Below are 24,526 nucleotides of genomic sequence, written 5' to 3' on the forward strand. Positions count from 1 at the left end.
GCGCAGCCCGACCAAGGCGGACAAAAAGAGCGTCGCGAGGGGTTGGGGAAGTGGACCGTCAGCAGGAGTTCGTCCTCCGTACGCTGGAAGAGCGGGACATCCGGTTCGTCCGGCTGTGGTTCACGGACGTGCTGGGCACGCTCAAGAGCGTTTCGGTGGCGCCGGCCGAGCTGGAGGCGGCCTTCGAGGAGGGCATCGGCTTCGACGGCTCGGCCATCGAGGGTTTCGCCCGGGTCTTCGAATCGGACATGGTGGCCATGCCCGACCCGACGACCTTCCAGGTGTTCCCGTTCGAGGGCGGGGTCAGCGGCGAGAGCGCCCGGATGTTCTGCGACATCCTGCTGCCCGACGGCGGTCCGTCCTGGGCCGACCCCCGGCACGTGCTGCGCCGCGCGCTGTCCAAGGCCGCCGAGAAGGGCTTCACCTTCTACACCCACCCCGAGATCGAGTTCTTCCTGCTGGAGAACGGCCCCCAGGACGGCTCGGTGCCGACCCCGGTGGACACCGGCGGCTACTTCGAGCACACCACCCACGCCGTGGCGCGCGACTTCCGCCGCCAGGGCGTGCTGGCGCTGGAACGGATCGGCATCTCGGTGGAGTTCAGCCACCACGAGGTCGCGCCCGGCCAGCAGGAGATCGACCTGCGCTACGCCGACGCGCTCACCACCGCCGACAACATCATGACCTTCCGGCACGTGGTCAAGGAGGTGGCGCTCTCCACGGGTGTGCAGGCCAGCTTCATGCCGAAGCCGTTCACCGACCAGCCGGGCAGTGGGATGCACACCCACCTGTCGCTGTTCGAGGGGGAGCGCAACGCGTTCCACGACAGCGGCGACCCGATGAAGCTGTCCAAGGTGGCGAAGTCGTTCATCGCCGGCCTCCTGGTGCACGCCCGGGAATACACGGCGGTCACCAACCAGTGGGTCAACTCGTACAAGCGGCTCTTCCCGCAGGCCCTGCCGGACCGGATCACCGAGAGCCCGGCGTACGTCTGCTGGGGTCACCTCAACCGGTCCGCGCTGGTCCGGGTTCCCGCGTACGGCAAGCCCAACTCGGCCCGGGTCGAGGTCCGCTCGTTGGACTCGGCCGCCAACCCCTACCTGGCCTTCGCGGTGCTGCTCGGCGCCGGCCTGAAGGGCATCGAGGAGGGGTACGAGCTGCCGCCGGGCGCCGAGGACGACGTCTGGTCGCTGACCAGCGCCGAACGGCGTGCCATGGGATACGAGGCGCTGCCGGAGAACCTCGCCGAGGCCATCGACGTGATGGCCGGGTCCGAGCTGGTCGCCGAGGTGCTCGGCGAGCACGTCTTCGACTTCTTCCTGCGCAACAAGCGGGCCGAGTGGGAGCAGTACCGCCGCGAGGTCACCCCGTACGAGCGGCAGCGCTACCTGGCGCTCTGATCGCCGGGGGCTGACGCGGTTGCGTACTGCCGCTATCGTCTCGATCACCGCGCCGGTACCCCTCCGGGCGGAGAGTCGGGAGGCAAGTCGGTGCTGGAGGATCTGCTCAGCGGTGCCTGGCAGAGCGTCGTGTTCGGGATCGTCGGTGTGGGGCTGATGGCGGCCGGGTTCGGCCTGGTCGACCTGCTCACCCCCGGGCGGTTGCGGGACCTGATCTGGGTCGAGCGCAACGCCAACGCGGGGCTGCTGCTGGCCGCCAACCAGCTCGGCATCGCCGGGATCGTCTTCACCGCGATCCTGACCAGCTACAGCGACTTCGGCAGGGGGCTCGCCTCCACTGTGGTGTTCGGGCTGCTCGGGTTGGCGATCATGGCGCTGGCCTTCGTGGTGCTGGACCTGCTCACCCCGGGCAAGCTCGGCGAGGTCATCTGCTCGCCGGAGCCGCACCCGGCGGCCCGGGTCAGCGCCGCCACCCACTTCGGCGCCGCGCTGATCGTCTGCGCCTGCATCGCCTGACGGCGGTCGGTCCCGGTCCGGTCGCCGGGCCGGTCGCGTGCGGGTCCGGGCGTCGTACCCCGGTCGTAGCGTGCGGGGCATGAACCGTACGGACCGGCTCTACGCCCTGGTCGAGGAGCTGCGGGCGATGTCGCCCCGGCCGCGCAGCGCGCGCTGGCTGGCGGTCCGCTTCGAGGTCAGCAGCCGGACCATCGAGCGGGACATCGGCGCTCTCCAGGAGGCCGGTGTGCCGATCTGGGCCGAGCCGGGGCGCACCGGCGGCTACGTCCTGGACCGCAGCCGCACTCTGCCGCCGGTCAACCTGACGGCGGCGGAGGCGGTGGCGATGGCCGTCGCGCTGCACCGGCTCGACGGCACGCCGTTCGCCGGGCCGGGTGCCACCGCGCTGCGCAAACTGGTGGCGGTGCTGCCGGCCGCCGACGCCGCCGAAGCGCACCGCCTCGCCGGCCGGGTGCACCTCGTCGGCGACGGACCGGCCACGCCCGTCCCGGCCATCGTCGCCGACGCGGTCACCGCGCGGCGGGTGCTGCGCATCCGGTACGCCGACCGCGCCGGCGCGGACTCGGTGCGCGACGTCGAACCGCTGGGCTACCTCGGCAACCCCCGACACTGGTACCTGCTCGCCTGGTGCCGGCTGCGCGACGAGTTGCGCTGCTTCCGTACCGACCGGATCCGGAGCGTCCAGGCGCTGCCCGACGTGGTGGTCCGGGAGTTCCGCCCGACGGATCTGGACATCCCGCACGAACGGGTCCGCGCGTTGAGCCTGGTCTGAGGCGCATCGGCGGGCGGCGCCGACGGCCCGGTCGGAAGGAACCCCGTCGGGTGATCTGGAAACACCGACAGGACGGTGTCGCGGACGACCCCGAGACTGCTCCGGACGGCGGCCGAACGACCGGCACGCACAACCTGGAGGCAGCAGATGTCAACGACGCCCATCACCTGGTTCGAGATCGGCACCGACCGGCCGGAGGAGGCGGAACGTTTCTACGGAGAGCTGTTCGGCTGGACCTTCGAGGAGCAGGGCTCGACCGACGGCGGGTCCTACCGGGTGACCGGGGCCGGCGGGGACACCGGAATCGGCGGGGCCATCCGGGCGACCGACGGGACGTCGCCGAACTACGCGGTGTTCTACGCCGAGGTCGCCGACGTGGCGGAGACCTGCCGACGGGCCGAGGCGGCCGGCGGCCGGGTGCTGGTGCCGGTGCGGACGGCCCCGAGCGGGCTCACGTTGGCCCACCTGCTCGACCCGGCCGGCAACCACCTGGGAGTGTTCACGCCCCCGCCGGCCTGACGACCGCGCGGGCCTGACGACCGCGCGGGCCTGATGCCGCGTGCGGGCCTGACGCCGCGTGCGGGGGCCGCACTGGCGTCCCGGGGGCCGGTGATCGACTCGGTTCTCGTGATTCGGGGGTGTCGGGCTGTCGTGGACACCGCGAAATCACGACGTCGAGGGGATCAGGCCTGGGGCAGGCCCGGTGTGGCCTGGGCCTGCCCCGAAGCGCTACGCGCCGGGCGTAGCGGCGGGGGCGCCGGGGCCGCCCGGGCCGTGACCGCCGGGGCCGCCGCGCCAGCCGTGGCCGCCGTGGCCACCCGGGCCGGGGAAGACGCCGGCCTCGACGGCCTTGGTGATGGCGTCGGCCTGCTCCTGGGTGAGCTTGCCGTCCTTGACCGCCTGGTCCAGCCGTTGCTTGAGCGCGGCCTGCCGCTCCTCGGCCGACGGGCGCTGCGGCCGATCGGCCTGCCGGCGCTGCTCGCGGACCTTCTCCAGCGCGGCGGTCACCTTGTCGGTGGGCACGCCCAACTCCTTCGCGAGTGCCTCGGCGAACTCGTTCTGCCGGTCGGCCTTTGCGCCGGGAGCGGCGTCGACCTTCGCTCCGGGAGCCGGGGCGGCGCTGGCGCTCGGTGCCGGCGTCGGGGTGTCCGCGGCGAAGGCGATGGTCGGGGCCGCGATCCCCACGCCGAGGACGCCAGCGGTGGCGAGGCCGGCCAGGAGATGCTGCCGACGGATGGTGCGGGACATGCTGTCCTCCAGGAGGTCGGTGACGCTCGTGTCATCACCGACAGTGAACAGCCAGCCTGGGCGCGACCCGTGGCGAACCTGTCAGCGACCTGACAATCGGGCGGGCGGGCGGCCAATTCGGTTGCGTCCTCGTCGGCGGAGCCGTCAGGGTTGGCGATTCACCGACGGAAGGACGCAGCTGGTGATGAGCGTGGAAATTCGGGAGATACCGCTCGTCGAGCCAGGCGCCGGCCCGTACGGCATCACGGCCGGCCCCGACGGCGCGCTGTGGCTGACGCTGGTCCACGGCGGCGGGATCGCCCGCCTGGGGGCCGACGGCGCGGTACGGACCTACCCGCTGGATCCGCCGGGCGGCCGTCCGTTGATCATCGCGGCCGGGCCGGACGACGCTCTCTGGTTCACCCGCTCGGGAGACGACAAGATCGGTCGGATCAGCCTCGACGGCGCGCAGCGCACGATCGCCCTGCCGACCGGCACCGGGCCGGGTGGTATCGCCGCCGGCCCCGATGGCGCGCTCTGGTACACCGGGATGACCTCCGACACGATCGGCCGGCTGGACAGCGATGGCGCGGTCACCACGTTCCCGCTGCCGGTGACCGGGGGGTTCGCCTCGATGATCACTGCCGGCGCGGACGACGCTCTCTGGTTCACTCTGCATCAGGCGAACGCGATCGGCCGGATCGACCTCGATGGCGGGGTGACACTGCATCCGTTGCCCACCCCGGACGCCGGCCCGGTCGGCATCACACTCGGTGGCGACGGTGCCATCTGGTTCGTGGAGATCGCCGCCGGTCAGCTCGGCCGGATCACCCCGGACGGCCGGATCAGCGAATTGCCGCTGCCGGACCGGGCAGCCCGTCCGCACGCGATCGTGGCCGATCCGGCCGGCGGCGTCTGGTTCACCGAGTGGGGCGCCAACCGGATCGGTCACCGAGATCCCACCGGACGAATCGACGGCTACGACCTGCCCACCCCCGGGTCCGAACCACACGGCATCACAGTCACCCCCAACGGCATCTGGGCAGCGCTGGAAACCGGCGCGCTAGCCCACCTGCCTCTCGCCTAGCTGATCAAGAGCTTTGCGTCAGAACTCCGCCCGGAACTGACGCAAACCTCTTGATCACCGGGGTGGGGTGGGGTGGGGGGCGGGGTTACTGGACCGCGGGGGCTGCCGTCAGGGTGTTGGTGTTGACGTCGAGGGTTGCTTCGGTGCCGAACGGGACTGTCAGTTGGTTGGGGCCGTGGCCGATAGGTAGGCCGCCGAGCACCGGTACGCCCAGGTCGCCCAGGCGTTCATTGAGGACGTCGACGATCGTGGTGTCCCAACCGTCGCCGCAGTCGGTGAACTGCCCGACCGCCACGCCGGCCAACCCGTCCAGCGCGCCCGCCCGCCGCAGCTGGGTGAGCATCCGGTCGACCTTGTACGGGGGTTCCTGTACGTCCTCGATCAACAGCACCGCGCCGGTCAGGTCGGGCAGGTCCGGGGTGCCGATCGACGCGGCGATCAGGCACAGGTTGCCGCCGAGCAGGGTGCCGGTGGCGTGACCCGGGACGCGTACGTCGAAGGTCTCCTCGGTGGGCAGCGCGGTGATCGACACCGGCTCGGTCGTCATCAGCGCCGCGTGCAGGGATTCGGCGGAGCGCAGCGGGGTCCGCTCGTCCCGCCAGGCCGCCCCCGGGCCGTGCACCCCGGCCAGCCGGGCACCTCGCCACAGCGCGAACTGCAACGCGGTGATGTCCGAGAACCCGGCTACCACCTTCGGGTCGCGGCGCACGGCGGCCATGTCGATGGCGTCCACGATCCGCTGGGCGCCGTACCCACCCCGGGTGCAGATCACCCCGCGCACCTGCGGGTCGGCGAACGCCGCGTTCAGGTCGGCGGCGCGCAGGTCGTCGGTGCCGGCGAGGTAGCCGTGGCGGGCGTACGCGTTCGGTGCCGGCACCGGCCGCAGCCCCCAGCTGATCAGGAGCTCCATCCCCCGGGCCACCCGCTCCGGCGAGGTCGGCCCGGACGGTGACACCAGCAGCACCGTGTCACCAGGTCGCAGCACGGGCGGTCGGACGGCGGCGGTGTCCTCGTTGATCACAATTGCAGAGCCTAACGCCGGATCCGGGACCGGCGCCCGGCGCGCACATCCCGGTGGCGGGGCGTGGCGGCACGCGGTGCACCGGCTAGCCTCGACGGGTGGCAACCGCGCTGGTGATCGAGAACGACCCGACGGACGACGCGCGCCGGCTGGGTGAGTGGCTGACCGAGGCTGGGCTGGAGCTGCAGGTGGTTCGCCCGCACGCCGGCGACGAACTCCCCGCCGACCTGGAGGGGTACGCGGCGCTTGTGGTGCTCGGCGGCGACCAACAGGCGTACCCGCTGCCGGACGGCTCGCCCGGCGCACCGTGGTTCCCCGCCGTGGAGGGCCTGCTGCGCAAGGCGGTCCGCTACCGGGTGCCCACCCTGGCGGTCTGCCTGGGCGCACAGCTGCTCGCCACCGCGCACGCCGGGCTGGTCGAGCGGAGCCCATCCGGGCCGGAGATCGGCCCCGGCGTGGTCGGTCGGCGCGACGCCGCCGAGAACGACCTGTTGTTCCGGTACGTGCCGTTGATCCCGGACGTGCTCCAGTGGCACGCCGACGAGATCACCGAGCTGCCCCGGGGCGCCACCCTGCTGGCCGCGTCCACCCGCTACCCGCACCAGGCGTTCCGGCTCGGCGACCGGGCCTGGGGGTTGCAGTTCCACATCGAGTGCGACGCCGCGATGATCGCCGACTGGGCCACCGATTCGACCCAGCTCGCCGAGCTGGGCTACGACCCGGAGCTGGTGGTCGCGGCCTGCGCCTCGGTGCTGCCCGACGTCGAGGAGGTCTGGCAGCCGTTCGCCGCCCGGTTCGCCGCGCTGGCCCTCGGCGAGTTGGACGACAGCACGATCCGGCGCGGCCTGCCGCTGCTCGGGCACTGATGAGCCGGCCGACCAGGGCACCGGGCCGGCTCGCCCGGTACGGCTTCGGCACCGCCGACGGCGACGGCGGCGCGCGCGCCGCGGACCTGCTCGGCCCGGACGGGCTGCGGCTGTGGCGGCCGGCGGAGCAGGAGCCCGCGGACGAGTCGGCCGCGGAGTTGCTCGCCGCGCTGTCCCGGGCCGCCGACCCGGACCTGGCGCTGCGGCAGCTGCACCGCATCGTGGAGGCCGAACGCCGCACGAGCGGCGGCAGCGCCGAGTCGTCGCTGCTCGCGGAGCTGCACACCGACCCGGGGCTACGGCGGCGGCTGATCGCGGTGCTCGGCGCGTCGGCGGCGCTCGGCGATCACCTGGTGGCCAACCCCGCACACTGCCTGGCACTGCGGACCGCCCCGGACGGGCTCGCGCCGATCGCCGAGGGCCGGCTGGAGGTGACCGACGGCGATAACGCGGTGGCGGCGTTGCGGACCGCGTACCGGTTGGCACTGCTGCGGATCGCGGCGGCCGACCTGACCGCCGGGCGTGGCCTGGAGCAGACCATGGCCGCGCTGTCGGCGCTGGCCGACGCGACGCTCGCCGCGGCGTACGAGATCGCCGTCGCCGAACTGGCCGAGGGCACCGAGCGGCCCCGGCTCGCGGTCGTGGCGATGGGCAAGTGCGGCGGCGGCGAACTGAACTACGTCTCCGATGTGGACGTCATCTTCGTGGCGGCCGAGGACGCCGACCTGCCGGCGGCGACCCTGGTGGCGACCCGGCTGATCCACATCTGCGGGCTCGTGGCCTGGCCGGTGGACGCCGCGCTGCGACCGGAGGGCAACCGGGGTCCGCTGGTGCGGACCCTGGCCAGCCACCTGGCCTACTACCGCCGGTGGGCGCGCACCTGGGAGTTCCAGGCGCTGCTCAAGGCCCGCCCGGCCGCCGGTGACGTGCCGGTGGCCCAGGAGTGGATCGACCAGCTCGCGCCGTTGGTGTGGCGGGCGGCCGAACGACCCGAGGCGGTCGAGGACGTCCGCGCCATGCGCCGCCGGATCATCGACCACATCCCGCCGAAGGAGCTGGAACGCGAGATCAAGCGTGGTCCGGGCGGGCTGCGCGACATCGAGTTCGCCGTCCAGTTGCTGCAACTCGTGCACGGCCGCGTCGACGAGACGCTGCGCGAACCCGGGACCATCCCGGCGTTGCGCGCGCTCGTCGCCGGCGGCTACGTCGGCCGGGCCGACGGCGAGGCGCTGCTGCGCGGCTACCGCTTCCTGCGCAGCGTCGAGCACCGGCTTCAACTCCAGGCCCTGCGGCGTACCCACACCGTGCCGAGCGAGCCCGGCGCGTTGCGGTGGCTCGCCGCCGCGCTGGGTTTCACGGCCACGACGGGGCGCAGTGCCGTGGAGAGCTTCCGGGCCGAGTGGGTCACCCACGCCACCGAGGTACGCCGACTGCACGCCAAACTGCTCTACCGGCCGCTGCTGGAGTCGGTGGCCCGGGTGCCGGCCGACGGGTTGCGACTCACCCCGGAGGCCGCCCGGCACCGGCTGGAGATCCTCGGGTTCGCCGACCCGGCCGGGGCGCTGCGCCACCTGCAGGCGCTCACCGGCGGGGTGAGTCGCACGGCGGCCATCCAACGGACACTGCTGCCGGTGCTGCTCAGCGAGTTCGCCGACGCGCCGGAGCCGGACCGGGGGCTGCTCAACTACCGCAAGGTCTCCGACAAGCTGGGCAGCACCCCCTGGTATCTGCGGCTGCTGCGCGACGGCGGCCCGGTGGCCCGGCGGCTGGCCCGGGTCCTCGCCCTGTCCCGGTACGTCGCCGATCTGCTCGCCCGGGACCCGGAGGCGCTGCGGCTGCTGGCCGAGGAGAACGAGCTGGCGCCCCGCCCGCCCGAGGTGCTCCGGGAGGGGTTCCTCGCGGCGGCGGCCCGGCACACCGACCCGGTCGAGGCCACCCGTGCGGTGCGCGCGCTGCGACGTCGGGAACTGGTCCGGGTGGCCTGCGCGGACGTGCTCTGCCGGGCCGGCGCGCTCGCGCCCACCCCGAGCCGGCCGGACGGCGTGAACCGGCCCGCCGTCGGGCTCGTCGACATCACCGAGGTCGGCACGGCGCTCGCCGACGTCACCGATGCCACGTTGGCCGCCGCGCTGCGCGCCGCCCGGGCCAGCCAGCCGGCCGCGGCGGGGCTGCGGTTCGCGGTGATCGGGATGGGACGGCTCGGCGGGTACGAGTCGAACTACCTCTCCGACGCCGACGTGCTGTTCGTCTACGACCCACCCGCCGGGGCCAACGAGAGCGACGCCAGCGCCGCGGCGCACGCGATCGCCGAGGAACTGCGCCGACTGCTCGGCGTACCCGCCCCCGACCCGCCGCTCGGCGTGGACGCCGACCTGCGCCCGGAGGGCCGGCAGGGCCCGCTGGTGCGCAGTCTCGCCGCGTACGCGGCGTACTACGCCCGCTGGTCGCGGGTGTGGGAGGCGCAGGCGCTGCTGCGCGCCCGGTTCGTCTGCGGTGACGCCGACCTGGGTGCCGAGTTCGAGACGATGATCGACCCGGTGCGGTACCCGGCCGACGGGCTGACCCGGGAGCAGGTCGTCGAGATCCGCCGGATCAAGGCGCGGGTGGAGACCGAGCGGCTGCCGCGCGGCGCGGACCCGGCCACCCACACCAAGCTGGGTCGGGGCGGGCTCGCCGACGTGGAGTGGGCGGTGCAGCTCGTCCAGCTCCGGCACGCGGGCCGGGTCCCGGCGCTGCGCGGCACGCGTACCCTCGATGCCCTCGCGGCGGCCGAACGGGCCGGCCTGATCGACCCGGCGGACGCCGCCGAGATGGCCGCCGGGTGGTCCCTGGCCGCGCAGGTCCGCAACGCGTTGATGCTGGTCCGGGGTCGGGCCGGCGATCAGCTACCCCGGCACGGGGTGGAGCTGGCCGGGGTGGCCCGGCTGCTGGGGCGCGACGATCCGGGGGAGTTCCTCGACGAGTACCTGCGCACCGGCCGCCGCTCCCGCGCCGCCGCGCAACGGGTGCTGGAGGCGTAGCGGCGTCAGCTGCCGAGCGTGTACTCGCCGGGACCGGGCACGGTGACGGTGGTCCAGTCGCCGTCGGCGGTGACCGTGGCGTCGCCGGACGCGACAAGCCACCGGCTGTGCCGGACCCGGACGGCCACCGGGCCGGCGGTCGGTGCCCGGAAGGTCACCCTGGCGCCGTCGGCGCGGGTCAGCTCGGCGGGTGCGGCGACCAGCGGCGTCGGGTCGGCCACAGCCCACACCCGCCAGTGCGGCCCGGACCAGACCGGCGTCAGGTAGGGCAACCCGCCCTCGACCAGTTCCGCCTCGGCCCGCCCCACCCAGGACAGCGGGGCGTCCGGCAGTGCCACGTACTGCACGGCGTTCTCCGCCAGCCAGGCCCGGTAGGTGCTCGGGGTCAGCGGTACGCCGGTGCCGGCCGCGCCGGGCACGGTGGTGAAGAACAGCGGGTTGCGGTCGATGTCGGCCTGCCGCAGCCAACCCCGGGCCAGCGGCACCTCACCGAGGCGGGCCGCCTCCCAGTAGTTGCGGGTCGGCGGCACCTCGACCCGGCCGGTGAGCCGCTGCCCGGCCAGGAACGCGCGCAGCGGCGCGTGGTAGCCCGGCGCGCTCGTCGGGTCGCCGATGCCCCGCAGGTCGGCGGGGACCGCCGGCGGCTGCCAGACGCAGACCGCCACCAGCAGCGCGGCCAGGCCCACACCGCCGCGCAGCCGAGCCCACCGCGACCATCCCACCGTGGCGGCACGCGCTGCGGTGGCGCCGGTCGGGGTGGCGCTGGTCGGGGTGGCGCCGGTCGGGGTGGCGCGCGCGGCCGTCCGGCGGGCCAGGCGGTCGGAGAGCCAGGCGGGCGGGCGGGCGGCGGCGGCCAGCACCGGCAACGCGAACATCGTCACCAGGCGGGTCGCGTTCAACCCCACAGGCGTGTGCACGACGGCGGCGGCGAGCACCCCGGCGGCGGAGAGCAGCGCACCGAAGCGCACCGGCCGGTACGCCACCAGCGCCGCCACCACCAGGCTGGTCACCACCGCGCGCACCGCGTCGGTGCGGCTGATGTTCATCCAGCCGCCGTCGCCGAAGAGCACCGCCGTCGCGGCCAGCGGCACCGCCGCCGCGACACCGAGCGCCAGACCGTCGGCGTACCGCCGGGTCAGCAGCAGCGCCACACCCGCCAGGCCGACGAACAGGCCGGCCACCGGACTGGTCGCCGAGGCCAGCAGCGCGGCGACCGCCGCGAGTACGAGCCGCACCCGCCCTCGTCCGGCTCGGCGAGTGAGCGCGAGCAGCGCGGCCAGCCCGAACGCCACACCCAGGGCGTACGTGACCCGACCGGAGACCAGGTTGCCGGCCAGCGTGACCACCCCGACCAGGCTGCCCAGCAGCGGTCGGGGCACCTCGGTGCGGACCAGCAGCGCGGCCAGCGCGGCAGCCGACGCCACAAGCGCGAGCGCGCCGGTCACCCGTACGCCGAGCAGCGCCATCACCGGCTGGGAGAGCAGGCTGTAGCCGAACTGCTGCACCCCGGCGTACCAGCGCAGGTCGACCGGGGTGGGGCCGTGGGCCGCGAAGAAGTCCGCGCGAGCCACCTGCGCGGCGAGGTCCGACCCCATCAGCGGCAGGGCCAGCCAGAGCGCGGCGAGCACGACTGCGGAACCGGTGGCCACCGCCACCACCCGACTGTGCCGCATGCCCACCTCCGTACCGCGACCACCGTACTGGCAGCATGTCCGGCGTGCCTCACCACCTCGCGCGTTGGACCGGACTGGCGGGATCGGCGTTGCTGGCCGTCGCCGCGTTCCTCGGCGGCGCCCTGCCCGGCTCCCCCCTGCGTACCACCCCGGTCAGCATCTGGCAGGGCCAGAACGGTCCGCTCGTCCTCGTCGCCTGGCTGGTCGGCACCTCGCTGCTCGCCTACGCCTGGTGGGCGCTGCGGGACTCCGTGCCGTCGACGCGCTGGGCGCTGACCACCGTCGGGCTCTGGCTGCTGCCGCTGCTGATCGCACCGCCGCTGGCCAGCCGCGACGTGTACGCGTACGCCTGCCAGGGCGCCAGCTACACCGCGGGCATCAACCCGTACGAGCAGGGCGTCTCCGCGCTGCCCTGCCCCTGGCTGGACACCATCTCGTACATCTGGCGGGACACGCCCGCGCCGTACGGGCCGCTGTTCGTGGTGCTCGCCGGCGCGGTGGTGAAGGCCACCGGCTCGCTGACCGGCGCGATCGTGGTGTTCCGGCTGATCGCGGTGGCCGGGGTGGCGTTGATCGCGGTCAGCCTGCCGGTGCTGGCGCGACGCGTCGGCGTCCCCGCGAGCCGGGCGATCTGGCTGGCGCTGGGCTGCCCGCTGGTCGCCGTACACCTGGTCGCCGGCGCGCACAACGACGCCCTGATGGTCGGCCTGCTGGTCGCCGGGCTGGCGGTGATCGTCTCCCGGCCGGGCCGTCCCGGCCCGCTGCTCGCCGGCGGCGCCCTGCTCGGCCTGGCCGCCGCGATCAAGGTGACCGCGCTGGTCGTGGTGCCGTTCGCGGCGCTGGCCGCGATCGTCGGCGGGTACTCGATCCGGGCCCTGCTCCGGCACGGCGGGTGGGTGGTCGGCGGCGCGGTCGCCGTCGTGGCCGGGGTGACCCTCGCGTCGGGGCTGGACTTCGGCTGGGTCGCCGGGCTGGCCAGCGGCAGTGACGTGATCGCCTGGACGTCGCCGTCCACCGCGATCGGCCAGACCGTCGGCTACCTGGCGGTGCCGTTCGGCGGGCACATCGACGCGCTGCCGGTCACCCGGGGGATCGGGGTGGGGGTGCTGGCGCTGCTGCTGGTCTGGCTCTGGTGGCGGGCCCGCACCCGGGAGCCGCTGTGGTACGCCGCGCTGGCGTTGGCCGCCACTGTGGCCCTCGCGCCGCTGTTCCACCCCTGGTACTGGGTCTGGCCCCTCGCGGTGCTCGCGGCCACCGCCCGCCGGACCGGATGGTTCACCGTCGTCGCGCTCGTCGCGTCGTTCCTGGTGCTGCCCGACGGCACCGGCCTGCCCCGGTTCACCAAGACGGTCGGGGCGCCGCTGATGACGCTGTTGGTGATCGCCCTGGTCGTCTGGTTGGTACGGTCGGCTCGGGCGGCCCGTCAGCCGGTCGCCGCCGACTGAGGGAAGGTGCGCCGGTGACCGCTCCCGGTCCGCCGCCTTCCGGCCTGCCGCGTTCGGGTCCGCCGCCGTCCGATCCGCCACTGTCCGGTCCGTCGCGTTCCGGTCCGCGGGCGGCTCGTCTGGCCCGGTACGTGGGGCTTGTCGGCGCGGTCCTGCTCGCCGTTGCCGCGTACCTCGGTGGGGCGCTGCCCACCGCCCCGCTCGGCGCGACACCGGCGTCGATCTGGCGAGCCCCGGACGGCCCGGCGACGCTCACCTGCTGGCTGGCCGGCACCGTGTTGCTGGTCGGGGCGTGGTGGTCGGTGCGCGGGGGAGCGCCGTCGACCCGGTGGGCGTACGTCACCGCCGGGCTGTGGGCGCTGCCGCTGCTTGTCGCACCGCCGCTGGGCAGCCGCGACGTCTACTCGTACGCCTGCCAGGGCTGGACGTACGCGCAGGGCGTCGACCCCTACGCGGTTCCGGTGGCGGCGGCGGGCTGCCCGTGGCTGGACGCGGTGGCACCGATCTGGCGGGACACCCCGGCACCGTACGGGCCGGTGTTCGTGCTGCTCGCGGCGCTCGCGGTGGGCCTCGGCGGCGGGCTCACCGGCACGATCGTGGCGCTGCGGGTCATCGCCGTGGCGGGGCTGCTGCTGGGTGCGCTCTGCCTGCCGGGGCTGGCGCGTGCGGCCGGTGTGCCGGTCCGGCGGGCGGCCTGGCTGGCGCTGGCCGGTCCGCTGGTCGGGGTGCACCTGGTGGCCGGGGCGCACAACGACGCGGTGATGCTGGGCCTGCTGCTGTCCGGACTTCTGCTCGCGGTCCGCCGACCAGGTCGGCCGTCGTCGTTGCTGGTGGCCGGGGTGCTGCTCGGGTTGGCGGTGACGGTGAAGGCCAGCGCCGCGGTGGTGCTGCCGTTCGCCGCGCTGGCCGCGGTGCGGGGCCGCCCCACCGTACGGTCGTTGGCGCGCGACGGTGGCTGGCTGGCCGGCGGGTCGCTCGCCGCGTTGCTGGTCAGCTCCGCGGTGTCCGGGCTCGGGTTCGGGTGGGTGGGTGGGTTGACCCACAGCGGTGACTCGGAGCAGTGGACCTCGCCGCCCACCGCCGTCGGCCTGGTGGTGGACTACGCCGGCGCGCTGGCCGGGCGGGACCCGCAGGCGGTGCCTGTCGTCCGGGCGGTGGCACTGCTGCTGCTCGCGGTCGTGCTGGCGCTCCTGTGGTGGCGGGCCTGGCGGGACCTGCGTGCCTCGGCTGATCCGGCCTTGGCCCGCCCCCGGATCACGCTGCACGGCGCCGGCCTGGCATTGGTCGCCACCGTCGTGTTGTCCCCGGTCTTCCACCCCTGGTACGCGACCTGGCCGCTGGTGCTCCTCGCGCTCACCGCCACCCGGACCACGTGGTTCCTGCTGCCGGCCGCCGCGGCGACCTTCCTCGCCCTGCCCGACGGCACCAACCTGGCCCGCTTCACCAAGGCCCCCGGAGCGGTAGCGATGACCGCCCTGTTCCTGTCCCTGGCCCTCCTCGGCACGCTGCGCCGACGCTCCCGACCGCGTTGATCATGAGGTTAGCGGTCCTGTCGATCTCCGAAAGCCCCGCCAACCTCATGATCAATGCGCGAGTGTGCGTCAGGACTGCGCGCCGGAGGTGGGGTAGTGGCGGTCGGTGCGCTTCGTGGTCAGGGTCAGGCGGGCGCGGGCGAGGATGGTCAGGAGTAACACGGCGGGACCGGCCAGCGCGACGGCGATCGTGCTCGTGGCCAGCGCCGCGAAGCTGACGTCGCCGCGTATCGGGTCGATGGCATCGCCGAGGGCGGGCACCGCCAGGAAGCCGGCGGGGGTGAGCAGCGTGACGAGCGCCCAGCCGCCGCGGGTGTCCCCGCCGATGGCCAGACCCATGGCTAGCAGCGCCCCGGCGACCAGCAGTAACCCACCGACGGCGGGCAGGAAGCTCAACGCGGTGAAGCCGTAGTAAGTGAGACCATCGCCCGGCCGCACCAGGTATTCCGTCGCCGCTACCGCCGTCACAGCGGACAGCAGCGGCGCGAGGCGGACCGCCGTCGCGGGCCGGTCGGGCAGGGCCAACGCCAGCAGGCCGAGTATGACCTGCGGCAGCAGCACGAACAGCGGCGGCCGGAATGCGTCGAGCACTGCGGCCAACGGCGGCAGCGCCAGCGTGAGCAGGAGGGCGAGGGCGATGGCCAGCCGGGCGATCCGGCGCGACGCGACCGCGGTGGCGATCGCGGCCAGCAGCCAGCCCGCCCAGGCGATGACACCGATCGAGACGAACGGGCCGACGTGGGGTACACCCCATTCGATATTCGCCGGATGCAGCTCTGTCGTACCCCAGACACCGGCGAGGACGCTCGCGGTGACCATGGACAGCAGTGCCGCGAGGCGTACCCCGGGGGTCAGGCTGGCGACACCTGCGGCCCGCAGCCGCTGACGGAGCCCGCCGCGGAGCAGGTCCGCGGCGTCCGCGGTCGAGGGCCAGCGGCGACCCGGCGCGGCCAGGTCCAGGTAGGTGCCGACGATCTCGGTGCCGCGGGAACGCCGGTAGTCAGCGGGGTACGCGCGCAGCAGTCGCAGGTAGCGGCGCTCCAGGTCGCTCATGCCAGCCCTCCGGCCACGCGCGGGGTGGTCGGCCGGGTGGCACGAGCGCGTCGGGCCAGCCGGGCGGTGGCGGCCTCGACGTTGCGCCGTAGCCGCTCGGTCTCCGCGGTCAGGGTGCTGGTGCCGGCGGGGGAGAGCCGGTAGTAGCGGCGCAGTCGGCTGTCCACCACCTCCTCCCGGTCGACCTCGACCAGGCCGGCGTCGACCAGCCGGTCGAGCGCGCCGTAGAGGGTTCCCGGGCGAAGCGTCACCCGCCCGTCGGAGAGGGTGCTGACCTCGCCGATCAGCCCGTAGCCGTGCAGCGGCTCGCCGGCGAGCGCGGTGAGGATGAGGAACGTGGGTTCCCGCAGGGGTGTGTCCATGGCCGTAATATAACGGACGCGAAGGTATTGCGGGGGGCGGCGTGTCGGGACCAAAAACGGCCGGGCCGGCCCCGCGTAGGCGGAGCCGGCCCGGCCGGTGATCGGTGACTGCTCAGCAGTCGTAGTACATGGCGAACTCGTGCGGGGTCGGGCGCAGGCGCACCGGGTCGACCTCGTTGGCGCGCTTCCAGTCCACCCAGGTGGAGATCAGGTCCGGGGTGAAGACGCCGCCGTCGAGCAGGTAGTCGTGGTCGGCCTCCAGCGAGTCGAGCACGGCCGGCAGCGAGCCCGGCACCTGCTTGACGTCGCCCCACTCCTCCGGCGGGAGGTCGTAGAGGTCCTTGTCGATCGGCGTCGGCGGCTCGATCTTGCTCTTGATGCCGTCCAGGCCGGCCATCATCATGGCCGAGAAGGCCAGGTAGACGTTGGCCGACGGGTCCGGCACGCGGAACTCGACGCGCTTGGCCTTGGCGTTGCTGCCGGTCACCGGGATGCGGGTGCAGGCGGAACGGTTGCGCTGCGAGTAGACCAGGTTGACCGGCGCCTCGTAGCCCGGCACCAGGCGGCGGTACGAGTTGACCGTCGGGTTGGTGAAGGCCAGCAGCGACGGCGCGTGGTGCAGCAGACCGCCGATGTACCAGCGGGCCATGTCGGACAGACCCGCGTAGCCGGTCTCGTCGTAGAACAGCGGCTCACCGTTGAGCCAGAGGCTCTGGTGGGTGTGCATGCCGGAACCGTTGTCGCCGAACAGCGGCTTGGGCATGAAGGTCGCGGTCTTGCCGTTGGCCCAGGCCTCGTTCTTCACGATGTACTTGAAGAGCTGGAGCTGGTCACCTGCGTGCAGCAGGGTGGAGAACCGGTAGTTGATCTCGGACTGCCCGGCGGTGCCCACCTCGTGGTGCGAGCGCTCCACGTTGAAGCCGGTGTCGACGAGCCGGCGCACGATCGAGTCACGCAGGTCGGCGTAGTGGTCGACCGGCGGCACCGGGAAGTAACCGCCCTTGTACGCGGTCTTGTAACCGAGGTTGCCGCCCTGCTCTTCGCGGCCGGTGTTCCAGGCGCCCTCGATCGAGTCGATGTAGTAGAACGACTGGTGCGCCGAGGTCTCGTGGCGGATCGAGTCGAAGATGTAGAACTCCGCCTCGGCGCCGAAGTAGGCGGTGTCGGCGATGCCGCTCGCCGCCAGGTACGCCTCGGCCTTCTTCGCGACGTTGCGCGGGTCGCGGCTGTAGGCCTCGCGGGTGAACGGGTCGTGGATGAAGAAGTTCAGCGCGAGCGTCTTCTGCGCGCGGAACGGGTCGATGAACGCGGTGGCGACGTCCGGGAGCAGGAGCATGTCCGACTCGTGGATCGCCTGGAAACCGCGGATCGACGAACCGTCGAACGCGAGGCCGTCGGTGAAAAGATCGTCGTTGACGGACTCGACCGGCAGGTTGAAGTGCTGCATCACGCCGGGCAGGTCACAGAAACGAACGTCGACGAACTTCACGTCCTCGTTCTTGAGGTATCGCAGCAGTTCCTCGGGATTGGCGAACACACATCCTCCTGGCACGTCCACGGGGTGGCTAGGCTTCTGGCGACGCTAGGGCCAGGCGGTTGCCCGGCCGTGTCTCCGTTGTTTCTGCCGTGTTACGTCCCGCGCGGAGCGTCAGTGGCGCCCCGGTCCACGCCCCCGGCCCGCCGCGAGCGCCGTCCGACTGTGCCAGTGTAATGACATTTGATGCCGTTGGCCCGAATCAGCACGCCGTGCAGGCGACACCCGGCAAGTCCCCATCCCCGCGCGGATACCCTTGACCGCTGTGACCAATCCGCACGCCCCGGCCGCGCCGGCCACCGACCCCGGCTTCACCCCACCCAGCCTCGGCAAACGTTTCGGGGCGCTGGTCATCGACTGGGTGCTCAGCCTGCTGGTGTCAAACGTCTTCGCCGATCCGTTGCGCGACAGTTGGGCGCCGGTGCTGGTGCTGGTGCTCGAGTACGGCTTCTTCCTCGGCCTGTTCGCCCAGACGCCGGGCATGTACATCACGAAGATCCGCTGCGTGAACTGGTACGACGGAGGCCGGATCGGGGTGCTCCGCGGACTGATCCGCGGCCTGCTCCTGGCCCTCGTCGTCCCCGCGCTGATCATGGACGAGCACCGTCGGGGCCTGCACGACAGATTCGCCAACGCGGTCATCGCCGACGCACCCCGAGGCTGAGCCCCAGCCCGCCGCCGCGCTCTGCCGGCGGCCCCTCGGCCTCGCCCTCGGCCCTCGGCCCTCGGCCTCGGCAGCCGGGCTCGCGCCCGGCTGCTGGCCTAGCGCCCGCCCCCGGCTGCTGGCCTCCGGCCCCCGGCCTCGCCCCGCCCAAGATCGCGCTCGATCCCGGATTTAGTGGCCTGGAACCGCTGGGACACCACTACATCCTGGATCGAGCGCGATCTTGACCGGCGACGTGGTCTGAAGCCGCGCTTCCGGCGGCCCAGGCGTCCGCATCTGAACGAAATCGCAGCAACTTCGGGGAAGTTGCTGCCTGCGGCGTGTCTGAGACAGCAACTTCGGGGATGTTGTGCGGGTGCGGGTGCGGGTGCGGGTGCGGGGCGCCGGGGTGCGCGGCGCCGGGATAGGCGGCGCCGGGGTGCGGAGGTGCGGGGCGCCGGGGTGCGGGGGCACCGACGGGTAAGAGCCGGACCCGTTCGGGTCCGGCTCTTACGCGTACACCTGGGGGGTCAGCGGCCCCGCGACTGGCGGGAGGCGCCCGGCGGCCGCATGTTCTTCGGGATCGCGCCCTTGGGCATCTGCGGACGGGCGGTGAGGGCCTTGAGCCGCTTGTCCAGCGAGTTGACGTCCTTGCCGGAGAGCGCGCGGGGCAAACGCAGCAGCGTCGTGCGGAGCTTGCGGATCGGCAGTTCGCCCTCTTCCTGCCCGATCACGTAGTCGTGCAGGGGCGCGGAGCCGATCACCTTCGACAGCCGCCGCTTCTCCTGCCCGAGCAGGCCGCGAACCCGCTGCGGGTTGCCCTCGGCCAGCAGGATCACGCCCGGCCGGCCGATCACCAGGTGGATCATGTCCATCTGGGTGGTCGAGCTGACCGCCGGGGTCACCCGCCAGTCGCCGCGCATGTTCTCCATGATCTGCGCCGCGGCGCCGGGCTGCCCCTCGGCGGCGTTCATCATCGCCTTGTTGGACCGCAGGTTGAGCACGATCAGCACCGCGAGCAGGACGAACAGGATGCCGATCGGCAGCCAGATCCAGCTCCAGAGGATGACCGCGACCACGGTGAGGGCGAGCGGGATGAGCACCGCGGCGGCGACCAACGGCGCGAACCACCGGTCCTGCTTGGCGGTGAACTTGAACACCATCCCGATCTGCTTCAGCCGTTGGCCGAACGAGACCTTCTCCTGGGGCTTTGCCATGTCGCAGAGTCTAGTGGTCGCCGCCCGCCCCGTTGATCCGCGTCCGGGTGCCGGCCGACTGAGTACCTTACGTCGCCTCGCCGCCGCCGCCTGGCCGAGTAAGGAGGGTGCCGGCGGTGAAGATCAGGCGCTGTGCCCATGCCCGGGTGGGGCCTTCGCGCGGAGAGTCATCGGCAGAGGACGACGCCACGACGAAGGAGACCGACATGTTCGGCAACGACGCGGAATTCCTGCTCTCCCTGCACCGTACGCACGCCGCCGAGCTGCGCGCCGAGGTGGACGCGGACCGGCTCGCCCGCGCGGTGTCGCGACGTTCCGGCCGCACCTGGCTGGGCCGCCGTCAGCAGACCCGCCGCCTCGGCGACGACCGCCGGTGAGCGCGCCCGCCCCGGCGGCCACGCCCACGGCACCCGACCGGCGGGACGGCCGACCGCCGGCCGTCCCGCCGATCGGTGGGGCCGGCGCGGGCGGCCGTCATGGCATGCTCGCTTCCGTGACCGTACGCGCCGCCAGCTCCGTTATCGTCGGCCGCCAGCGTGAGCTGGCGACGTTGCGGGAGGCGCTGGCTCGCGCCGGGGCGGGGGAGCCGACCACCGTGTTGGTGGGTGGCGAGGCGGGGGTGGGTAAGACCCGGCTGTTGGAGGAGTTCTCGGCCGGGACCACCGACGGCGGGGCGCGGGTGCTTGTCGGCCAGTGCCTGGAGCTGGGCGAGGCGGGTCTGCCGTTCGCCCCGTTCGCCGCCGCCCTGCGCGCGGTGCTGCGCGTCGATGGTCCCGAGGTGTTCGCCGGGTACGAGGCGGAATTCGCCCGGCTGCTGCCGGAGCTGGGCCGGGCGCCGCTGGCCGCGCCGAGCGCCGCCCCGGTCGGCGACGCCCCGCGCGGCTACCTGTTCGACCTGGTCGCCGAGCTGTTCCAGCGGCTCGCCGAGGTCCGGCCGCTGGTGCTGATGATCGAGGACCTGCACTGGGCCGACCGCTCCACCCGCGACCTGATCGGCTTCCTGGTCCGGGCGGCCCGACCGGGCCGGCTGCTGCTGGTCTGCACCTACCGCACCGACGAGTTGCAGCGCGGGCACCCGTTGCGCCCGTTCCTGGCCGAGCTGGACCGGGTCCGTGGCGTGCACCGGGTCGAGCTGGGGCGGCTGGACCGCGACGGCACCGGCGCGGTCCTCGCGGATCTGCTCGGTGTCGAGCCGTCCACCCGTGCCGTCGACGACGTCCACGGGCGCACCCAGGGCAACCCCTTCTTCATCGAGGAGTTGGCCGTGGCCGGCGATCCGCTCGGCTGCGCGGCGCTTCCCGAGACCCTGCGCGACCTGCTGTTGGCCCGGGTGGACCGGCTGCCCGAGCCGTCCCAGCGGGTGCTGCGGATCGCCGCGGCCGGCGGCACCCGGTTCGCCCACGACCTGCTCGCCGAGGTCGCCGGCCTGCCGGACACCGAGTTGGAGGACGCGCTGCGTGCCGCCGTCGCCGCCCAACTCGTGGTGGCCGACCCGGACGGCGACTACGAGTTCCGGCACGCGCTGGTCCGCGAGGCCGTGCACGACGAGTTGCTGCCCGGCGAACACGCCCGGCTGCACGCCCGCTTCGCCGCCGCGATCGAGGCGCAGCCGCACCTGGTCGCCGTCGGCCGGGCACCGGCGGAGATCGCCCACCACTGGTACGCCGCGCACCACCACCCGCGTGCCCTGGTCGCCGCGCTCTCCGCGGCCCGCGACGCCGCCGACCGGTACGCCTACGCCGAGCAGCGTCGACTGTTGGAACGGGCGCTGGAGCTGTGGGAACTGGTGCCCGATGCCGCCGACCTGCTCGGCATCGACCACCTGGGGCTGCTGGAGCAGACCCTGGACGCCGCGATCACCGCCGGGGACTTCAGCCGGGCCATCACCCTGACCCGGGCCGGGCTGGCCGAGGTGGACGCCGACGCCGCGCCGCTGCGTGCCGCCCGCCTGCTGGACCAACGGGGTCGACTGATGGCCCTGCTCGGCAAGAGCGACGGCAGCCGTGAGCTGGACGAGGCGTACCGGCTGGCGGCCGGCGGCCCGATCGGCGTGGAGCGGGTCCGGCTGCTCGCCGACATCGCCACCCACCTGGCCAAGATCGCTCCTCAGCGGGCCGCCCAGGTGGCCGCCGAGGCGGGTGCCGCCGCCGCGGCCCTCGGCGAGGAGTTGGCCCTGCTGCCGACGCGGATCGCCATGCTCTGCCACGGTGAACGGGATCTGGAGGATGGGCTGGCCGGGCTGGCCACGGTCGAGGCCGCCGCGCGTACGGCCGGGGACACACCGACGCTCGTGCTCGCCAAGGTGTTCCAGTCGGACATGCTCTGCGAACTGGGCCGCTACGCCGAGTCCGCGCAGGCGGCGGAGGCCGGTGTGGCCGAGGCGCGGCGGGTGGGGATCAGCCGCTCGACCGGGGCGTACCTGCTGTCGAACCGGGCCGAGGCGCTGATCGCGCTGGGTCGGTGGGACGAGGCCGAGGGGGTGTGCGCGGAGGCCGCCCGGATCGACCTGTCCGGCGTCACCGGGCTGCACTGGCTCCAGGTGGGCGCCGGGCTGCGGCTGGCCCGCGCCCACCCGGGGGCCGAGGAGTTGGTCGACCGGGCGTTGGCCTTCCTGGGCCGGCCCTACCTGTGGCCCAACCACCGGCTGCCCCTGCACGAGCTGGCGATCGAGGCGGCGCTGGCCGCCGACGACAAGATCGAGGCGGTACGCGCCGCTCGCGTCGCGGTGGCCGACGCGCATCTGCCGCAACTGCCCCGGGAAGGCTGGCCGGTGCTCAGCGCCGTCGCCCGTACCGCCGCCCGGGTTGGTGATCGGGACCTGGCCGCCGCCGTCAGCGCGCTCGCCGCGGACCTGCCGGTCCGGCACCCGGCGGCGCGGGCGCACGCCGCCCAGGTCACCGCGCTGCTGGCGATCGGCGACCAGGCGCTGCCGGCCTGGCGGGCGGCGGTGGACGCGTGGCGTGCCGACGGGCAGCCGTACCCGCTCGGTCGGGCGTTGTTGGCGCTGGCCGAGACGGCCGCCGCCGGCGGCGAGCGGGACGAGGTGTCGGCGGCGGTCACCGAGGCCACGGAGATCGCCCGGCGGTTGGGCGCGACACCGCTGGCCGAGGCGGCCGCGACCCTGGCGCGGCGGGTCGGCCTGCGTGGGACGGGTCAGGGTGGGGCCGGCGCCGATCTGTTGACCGCCCGGGAGCGGGAGGTGCTGCGGCTGGTCGCCGAGGGGCACAGCAACAGCCGGATCGCCGAGCAGTTGTTCATCTCCCCGAAGACGGCAAGCGTGCACGTCTCCCGGATCATCGCGAAACTCGACGTGACGAACCGGGGGGAGGCCGCCGCGCTTGCCCACCGCCTCGGCCTGCTCGCCGAGCCCGCGCCACCCCGCTGACGAGCGCGCCAGCGGTCACCGCCGGGCCGGATGACCACCGACGGGCCGCATCCGGCGGTCAGGCCGACGGCAGGTAGATCCGCCAGCCGTCGATCGTGACCAGGCCCAGGCTGCCCGGGGCGGCGCGCAACCGCTCGTCGAGCGTGTGCGCCAACGGCGAGCCGGTCGGTGCGACCCAGGCGGGCACCGCCGCTCCGTCGACCTCCCGCCGGTACGCGGGGTAGCGGTCGAAGCCGGGGCGCAGCGCGTCGTCGACGACCGCGCAGACCACCTGCTCCGCCGTGGCGAAGGTGAGCCGGTTGCAGGTCCAGTAGCCGGCGCGGACGTGTCGTACGCCGAGCTGACGCAGGGTGGTCACCAACTCGGTGTGCCGGGCCTCGGCGGCCCGGGTCGCGGGCGCGGTCCGCGCCGACTGCCAGGTGGCGTGGCCGGCGGTGCCCAGGGTGGCCACGAGCAACGCCAGCGCGACCGGGCGGGCCAGCGCCGACCCGACACCGCGACGGTCGCCCGCGGACCGTCGGAGACCGCCACGGGCCGCCGCCCAGACCGGCCACAGCAGTGCCGGCAGGGAGATGAGCAGGCAGGACAGATAGCGGGAACTCTCCACCGGCGTGAGCCCGGCGGAACTGCTCACGGTGTACGCGCCGAGTGTGCCGACCGCGGCCAGCACCAGCGCCAGCCACACGGCCGCCGCCACCCGAGCCGGGACCTCGGCGACGCCCCCGGGGCCGCCGGCGGCAGGGACCGCGGGGTCGGTCGGGATGGCGGACGCGCGGCGCAGGGTGTGCCAGGCGGTGGCGGCGGCGAGGGCCAGCAGCAGCGGCAGGGCGAGCGCCCACCACAGTTGCCAGGTGGCGCACCGCCCGGGACCGCAGAACCCCATGCCCAGCGCAGGGCCGAGCACCAGGCCGCCGTGCAGCCGGTCCGGCCATCCCGCGCTGGCGTTCGCACCGCTGGCGGCAAGCACCGCGTGCAGCGGGTTCCGGCCGGTCAGCAGGCTGTCCAGCAGCAGCGGTGCGGCGCCCACCACGGCGGCGGCCCCGAGCAGCGCCCCGGCCGCGCCCCGCAGCTCCCGACGGCAGAACCCGACGAGCACCGCGCCGAGCGCCACGACGTACGGCAGCACCAGCGGGTCGACCCAGACCATCAGGCCGGCCAGGAATCCCCACACCGCCCAGCGGGTCAGCCGCCGCCCCGGTCGCCCGGTGGCCAGATCCACCGCGAGTACGGCCAGCGCCATCCCGGCCGCGTTCATCTCCGGATAGCCACCGCCGGCGATCAGCTGGTTCTTCACCACCCGGTCGGAGCCCAGCGCCAGCAGCGCCACCACCAGCAGCCCGAACCACCGGTCCCCGGTCAGCCGCAGCGTCAACCGCCAGGCCAGCAGCAGGAACAGCACGTACAGCGCGAGCGTGGGCAGCCGCAGACCGAGCAGCGACGGCCCACCGGCCAGGGCGAACACCGGCGCGGCCAGGTACGCCTCCAGCGCGCCCATGTACTGCTGGCCGTAGAACCAGACCGGGAAGTCCTCAGCGCGGGCGATGTGCAGCGCGGCCAACCCCATGGCGGCCTCGTCGCTGTTGGTGGGCGGCGCGGCGTGACCCAGCAGCCAGAGCCGGTAACCCACCCCGACGAGTACGACCAACCCGGTCAGCCAGCCGACCAACCCGAGGCGCGAGCCGGGCCGTGGGTGCGGGGAGCCCGCGCCACGCGGCTGCTGGCGTACGCCGAGGGTCATCGCACGATCATGACATCCGGACGCCGAACGGCCGC

20 protein-coding genes are annotated in these 24,526 nt (G+C 73.9%); 12 read left to right on the top strand and 8 right to left on the bottom strand.

Going from position 1 to position 24,526, the window contains the following annotated elements; genetic code table 11:
* Positions 1–50 precede the first annotated feature (50 nt).
* The 4 genes from glnA (AB0C01_RS15335) to AB0C01_RS15350 all read left to right on the top strand — a co-directional run bounded on the left by glnA (AB0C01_RS15335) (position 51) and on the right by AB0C01_RS15350 (position 3,207).
* Entirely contained in the window at positions 51–1,400 is a 1,350-nt protein-coding gene (gene glnA, locus AB0C01_RS15335) for a type I glutamate--ammonia ligase (protein ID WP_354974466.1), read from the top strand.
* Between the two features lie 90 nt (positions 1,401–1,490).
* The gene (locus tag AB0C01_RS15340; RefSeq protein ID WP_357245007.1) at positions 1,491–1,916 is read left to right on the top strand and encodes a DUF350 domain-containing protein; all 426 of its coding nucleotides are present in this window, start codon (positions 1,491–1,493) and stop codon (positions 1,914–1,916) included.
* A gap of 79 nt (positions 1,917–1,995) precedes the next feature.
* On the top strand, positions 1,996–2,688 hold the full coding sequence (locus AB0C01_RS15345) for a WYL domain-containing protein (protein ID WP_357245009.1): 693 nt from the start codon (positions 1,996–1,998) through the stop codon (positions 2,686–2,688).
* Positions 2,689–2,835: 147 nt separating this feature from the next.
* Complete coding sequence (locus tag AB0C01_RS15350; RefSeq protein WP_357245011.1) at positions 2,836–3,207, top strand: VOC family protein; 372 nt, start codon at positions 2,836–2,838, stop codon at positions 3,205–3,207.
* A gap of 210 nt (positions 3,208–3,417) precedes the next feature.
* On the opposite strand, the gene AB0C01_RS15355 is transcribed toward AB0C01_RS15350, so the two are convergent.
* Complete coding sequence (locus AB0C01_RS15355) at positions 3,418–3,936, bottom strand: hypothetical protein (protein WP_357245013.1); 519 nt, start codon at positions 3,934–3,936, stop codon at positions 3,418–3,420.
* Between the two features lie 184 nt (positions 3,937–4,120).
* On the opposite strand from AB0C01_RS15355, the gene AB0C01_RS15360 reads away from it, so the two are divergent.
* A complete protein-coding gene (locus AB0C01_RS15360) occupies positions 4,121–5,002 on the top strand; it encodes a virginiamycin B lyase (protein WP_357571423.1) in 882 nt (293 codons plus the stop codon).
* A gap of 85 nt (positions 5,003–5,087) precedes the next feature.
* On the opposite strand, the gene AB0C01_RS15365 is transcribed toward AB0C01_RS15360, so the two are convergent.
* Positions 5,088–6,023: an LD-carboxypeptidase gene (locus tag AB0C01_RS15365; protein WP_357571424.1), complete on the bottom strand. Its 936-nt coding sequence runs from the start codon at positions 6,021–6,023 to the stop codon at positions 5,088–5,090.
* A 98-nt stretch (positions 6,024–6,121) separates the two neighbouring features.
* On the opposite strand from AB0C01_RS15365, the gene AB0C01_RS15370 reads away from it, so the two are divergent.
* Positions 6,122–6,889 carry a type 1 glutamine amidotransferase gene (locus AB0C01_RS15370; protein WP_357571425.1) on the top strand — a complete coding sequence of 256 codons (768 nt, stop codon included), beginning with the start codon at positions 6,122–6,124 and terminating at the stop codon, positions 6,887–6,889.
* Positions 6,889–9,909, top strand: coding sequence for a bifunctional [glutamine synthetase] adenylyltransferase/[glutamine synthetase]-adenylyl-L-tyrosine phosphorylase (locus tag AB0C01_RS15375; protein WP_357571426.1), 3,021 nt, complete (start codon positions 6,889–6,891; stop codon positions 9,907–9,909). The genes AB0C01_RS15370 and AB0C01_RS15375 overlap by 1 nt, the downstream gene beginning before the upstream one ends.
* A 5-nt stretch (positions 9,910–9,914) precedes the next feature.
* Here the strand turns inward: AB0C01_RS15375 and AB0C01_RS15380 are convergent, their stop codons facing one another.
* Positions 9,915–11,582, bottom strand: a complete 1,668-nt coding sequence (locus AB0C01_RS15380; protein ID WP_357571427.1) for a hypothetical protein — start codon at positions 11,580–11,582, stop codon at positions 9,915–9,917.
* 44 nt (positions 11,583–11,626) lie between these two features.
* Here AB0C01_RS15380 and mptB (AB0C01_RS15385) point away from each other — a divergent pair, with 44 nt between their 5' ends.
* Positions 11,627–13,027 (top strand): polyprenol phosphomannose-dependent alpha 1,6 mannosyltransferase MptB, encoded by a 1,401-nt coding sequence (gene mptB, locus AB0C01_RS15385; protein WP_357571428.1) that lies wholly within the window; start codon positions 11,627–11,629, stop codon positions 13,025–13,027.
* A gap of 80 nt (positions 13,028–13,107) precedes the next feature.
* The gene (mptB, locus tag AB0C01_RS15390; protein ID WP_357571555.1) at positions 13,108–14,559 is read left to right on the top strand and encodes a polyprenol phosphomannose-dependent alpha 1,6 mannosyltransferase MptB; all 1,452 of its coding nucleotides are present in this window, start codon (positions 13,108–13,110) and stop codon (positions 14,557–14,559) included.
* Positions 14,560–14,628: 69 nt separating this feature from the next.
* Here the strand turns inward: mptB (AB0C01_RS15390) and AB0C01_RS15395 are convergent, their stop codons facing one another.
* The 3 genes from AB0C01_RS15395 to glnA (AB0C01_RS15405) form a co-directional block, all read right to left on the bottom strand.
* Positions 14,629–15,612, bottom strand: a complete 984-nt coding sequence (locus AB0C01_RS15395) for a hypothetical protein (protein WP_357571429.1) — start codon at positions 15,610–15,612, stop codon at positions 14,629–14,631.
* A complete protein-coding gene (locus AB0C01_RS15400; RefSeq protein ID WP_357571430.1) occupies positions 15,609–15,974 on the bottom strand; it encodes a helix-turn-helix transcriptional regulator in 366 nt (121 codons plus the stop codon). Before AB0C01_RS15400 ends, AB0C01_RS15395 begins: the two co-directional genes overlap by 4 nt.
* A gap of 112 nt (positions 15,975–16,086) precedes the next feature.
* Positions 16,087–17,511, bottom strand: a complete 1,425-nt coding sequence (glnA, locus tag AB0C01_RS15405; protein ID WP_357245031.1) for a type I glutamate--ammonia ligase — start codon at positions 17,509–17,511, stop codon at positions 16,087–16,089.
* 262 nt (positions 17,512–17,773) lie between these two features.
* On the opposite strand from glnA (AB0C01_RS15405), the gene AB0C01_RS15410 reads away from it, so the two are divergent.
* Complete coding sequence (locus AB0C01_RS15410) at positions 17,774–18,172, top strand: RDD family protein (protein ID WP_357245033.1); 399 nt, start codon at positions 17,774–17,776, stop codon at positions 18,170–18,172.
* Between the two features lie 509 nt (positions 18,173–18,681).
* Here AB0C01_RS15410 and AB0C01_RS15415 read toward each other — a convergent pair.
* The gene (locus AB0C01_RS15415) at positions 18,682–19,368 is read right to left on the bottom strand and encodes a DUF4191 domain-containing protein (RefSeq protein ID WP_357571431.1); all 687 of its coding nucleotides are present in this window, start codon (positions 19,366–19,368) and stop codon (positions 18,682–18,684) included.
* A gap of 206 nt (positions 19,369–19,574) precedes the next feature.
* Between AB0C01_RS15415 and AB0C01_RS15420 the strand changes: the two genes are divergently transcribed.
* A complete protein-coding gene (locus tag AB0C01_RS15420; protein WP_357245037.1) occupies positions 19,575–19,745 on the top strand; it encodes a hypothetical protein in 171 nt (56 codons plus the stop codon).
* A 116-nt stretch (positions 19,746–19,861) separates the two neighbouring features.
* Complete coding sequence (locus AB0C01_RS15425) at positions 19,862–22,753, top strand: AAA family ATPase (protein ID WP_357571432.1); 2,892 nt, start codon at positions 19,862–19,864, stop codon at positions 22,751–22,753.
* A 58-nt stretch (positions 22,754–22,811) separates the two neighbouring features.
* On the opposite strand, the gene AB0C01_RS15430 is transcribed toward AB0C01_RS15425, so the two are convergent.
* Complete coding sequence (locus AB0C01_RS15430; RefSeq protein WP_357571433.1) at positions 22,812–24,491, bottom strand: hypothetical protein; 1,680 nt, start codon at positions 24,489–24,491, stop codon at positions 22,812–22,814.
* Between the last annotated feature and the right edge of the window lie 35 nt (positions 24,492–24,526).

The sequence above is a fragment of the Micromonospora sp. NPDC048905 genome (genome assembly GCF_040649655.1).
GTDB lineage: Bacteria > Actinomycetota > Actinomycetes > Mycobacteriales > Micromonosporaceae > Micromonospora.